At 76.3% G+C, this 1,834-nt stretch carries 1 protein-coding gene and 1 pseudogene; one reads left to right on the top strand and one right to left on the bottom strand.

Going from position 1 to position 1,834, the window contains the following annotated elements:
• Nucleotides 1-280: hypothetical protein (locus AOK08_RS46870; protein ID WP_206743413.1), on the bottom strand; the 280-nt coding region annotated here is incomplete at its 3' end.
• On the opposite strand from AOK08_RS46870, the pseudogene AOK08_RS34455 reads away from it, so the two are divergent.
• Nucleotides 267-1,834: pseudogene (locus AOK08_RS34455) on the top strand (hypothetical protein); the annotation flags it as partial. The gene AOK08_RS46870 and the pseudogene AOK08_RS34455 sit on opposite strands and share 14 nt — an antisense overlap.

Below are 1,834 nucleotides of genomic sequence, written 5' to 3' on the forward strand. Positions count from 1 at the left end.
CGGTACCACCACCCCCGCCGGCGGCTCCGCCCCGGCCCGTAGCTCCGCCCGCCCCGCCGCGACCGGCGGCGGCCCCGGCGGCGGCCGCGGTCCCCGCGCCAGCCGCCGCGCACCCGACCCTCGCCATCCCCGCGCCCGCCTCTCCGCCGCCGCCGGTCCCGGCCCTGCCCGCGACCGGCGGCGGCTCGGCGATACCGGCCACCTTCCGGTCCGAGGGCACCGTCGACACCGGCGACGCCTCCGGCCGGGAGGGAGCCCGCACCGGGATGGTCGTCGCCATCGGCATCGCGGTCGCCGCCCTGCGCGGCATGAACCAGTGGCTCGGCGACCGCCGCCAGCGCTTCCAGGACCAGGCACCCGTCCGCCAGGCCGCCGCGAAGGCCCAGGCCGAGCAGATCAAGGCCCAGGCCGAACACGCGGCCGCCCTGCAGAAGATCAGTCACGACGCGACGCAGGCCCGCGCCAAGGGCGGGGCCTCCGGGAGCGGATCGGGCGGGTCGAAGGGCAGCGGCGGGAAGTCCGGGGGCGGTTCCTCGGGCGGCGGGAAGCCCGGAGGCGGCGGTTCGGCCGGGTCGAAGGGCCCGGGCGGCAAGGGCAGCACGACCAGCCCCTCCGGCGGTACGGGCAAGAAGCCCGGCGGGAAGGACTCGACGGGCTCCGGCCGCCCGGGCGCCTCGACCTCGAAGGGGTCCGGCGGCAAGGGGCCGGAGGCGAAGAAGCAGCAGGACAAGCCGTCCAAGGGGATCAAGTCCCCGATGGGCGGCAAGTCCTCGAACTCCAGCGGCTCCAGCCCGGCCCTGGAGCGCGCCCGCGGCCGCCAGGAGCGCAAGGCGGCCGGTCAGCAGGAGCGGGCTCAGCGGCGCGCGGCCCGGCAGACGGCCCGGCTCGAGAACCGGGCCAAGGACCAGGACGCCGCCCGCGACCGCGCGAGCGCGTCGAAGGAGGGTCGCCGGGCGGCGCGGGACAAGGTCCGCAACGCGCGGATCGAGGCCCGGGGCGCGCGGAAGCAGCAGGCCGCCGACGCCAAATTCGAGGCCCGGCAGAAGGAGCGGGAGGCCAAGCGGCAGAAGAAGGAGGACGCCGCAGCCGCCGAGCCGGACCGCACCTCGCTCGGCGCGGCCGCCGCGAAGACGGCCCGGCGCCGACTGAAGAAACGCCGCAAGAACCTCGCCCCGCCGGTCCTGGCCAAGGTCTCGCGCAAGAAGAGGAAGGGGAAGAAGGCCAAGTCCGCCCCGGCGGCCGCCGCTTCGGGCAAGGGCGCCTCGACGGGCCCGGCGAAGAAGGCCGGCGGCAAGGGCAAGAAGGCGCCGGGGGCGAAGAAGCCGAAGGTCAACCTCAAGAAGGCCAAGGCGAAGAAGACCGGCAAGGGCACGTCCACCGGCCCGTCCACCGGTCCGGCGACGTCGCCGAAGGTCAACCTCAAGAAGGGGCCGGGGGCGAAGAGGCCGAAGGTCAACCTCAACAAGCCCAAGGCCAAGAAGAAGACGTCGACCGGTCCCGGCCCCACGTCGCCGACCGGCACGGGGCCGACGGGGACGGGGCCGACGGGCGGCGGGAAGTGGTGGAGCCGCAAGCCCGGGTCCAAGTCGCGGCGTAACCAGCAGCAGCAGCCCCCGCCCCGGCAGGAGCCGCGTACGGACGGCGAGTGGCTGCGCCCGCCGCCCGGGATGAACGCGGCCTACGTCACCACCATCGAACGGCTCGACACGGAGAAGCCGCAGCAGAGCACCCCGCCGGCCGCCATCACCCAGGGGCGGGCGGGGCTCCCGGCCGGGAAGCCGAAGCCCTCGAAGGCCACCACCGCCGCGCCGACCGGCGCGGCGGCAGCACCACA

The organism is Streptomyces graminilatus (assembly GCF_001418565.1).
Taxonomy (GTDB): Bacteria; Actinomycetota; Actinomycetes; order Streptomycetales; family Streptomycetaceae; genus Streptomyces; species Streptomyces graminilatus.